The organism is Streptomyces sp. KR55, assembly GCF_052245645.1.
GTDB classification, from domain to species: domain Bacteria; phylum Actinomycetota; class Actinomycetes; order Streptomycetales; family Streptomycetaceae; genus Streptomyces; species Streptomyces flavusporus.
In genome coordinates this window covers 1-1,041 of the sequence record NZ_JBQQCE010000950.1, presented here as the reverse complement: position 1 = coordinate 1,041, position 1,041 = coordinate 1, and the positions used below count along the sequence as shown (strand labels likewise).

1 pseudogene is annotated in these 1,041 nt (G+C 72.3%); it reads right to left on the bottom strand.

The annotated features are described in order from the left end of the window. Positions 1-1,041: pseudogene (locus tag ACTWQJ_RS51730) on the bottom strand (hypothetical protein); the annotation flags it as partial.

Sequence of the window (1,041 nt, the reverse complement as noted above, 5' to 3'; positions counted from 1 at the left end):
GAGCACCGCGTGGGCGTGCCGGCAGTCCGGCGCGGACAGGGCCTCGCGGTCGTCGGCGGTGGCGTCGAGGATGCTGTCGCGCAGATGGATGTCGAGGGGCTCCTCGGTGACCTCGTCGCCGATGACCTCGACGGTGCCGAGGATGCTGTGCTCGACCTGGAGGCAGGCGGTGGTGCGCTCCAGGACGATGCTGGGCTCCTCGGGCGAGTGCGGGTCGCACTCGGGTTCCAGGGACCAGCCGGGGACCAGGGTGCTGTGCCGGACCACGACGGCGCCCATGGGGCCGGTGACGTTGATGCCGCGCCCGGAGACGAGGAGTCCGTCGAGGGTGACGCGGGGGCGTTCGTGCGGGGCGCAGTCGTCGGACACCGCGCGGATGTTGAGGGCGTCGGGACGGTTGCTGTACCAGTCGAGCAGGCGGATGACCGGGCGGGTGCCCTCGGCGGCGCGCAGCTCCAGCCGGTCGCCGGGGTCGAGGTCGAAGTCCAGCTGTTCCTGGTAGGCGCCGCTGTGTGCGATCTCGATGATGCCCTCGGGGCCGGTGCGGTTCGCCCGGCGGTCGTGCTGCCAGGCCCGGTAGGCGTCCATGATCTGCCGGTACGGCTGTCCGGGCCCCACCCGGTAGAAGGTCGCGTCGGGGCGGGGCACGCGGTCGTCCCGGGTGTACTCGCCGCCGCCCATGTCGGCGCCGGACGCGTAGTGGTAGTCCACCCAGACGCCCTGGCGGGGCGCGGAACGGGAGCCGAAGGCGATGCGGCCCAGCTCGGGGTCGACGGCCACCTGGCCTCGCCTCGGCCGGTAGCGCCAGTCGGACAGGTCGGCGACGACGATGTCCGAGGGCGGCACCGGCTTGTCCTCGCCGTCGCGCCGGATGACGAAGCTCTTGCCGGGGCCGTAGTGGTCCAGCAGCCGGTCGTGGAGCTGTCGGCGGCGGATGAATGCCGGGACGTTGTCGATGGTGGCGATGTGGGTGGGCGACGGCTCCGGGAAGGGCTTGGTGACCAGCGGGGTGTCGTTGCCGAGGATCGAGAAGGTGTAGAG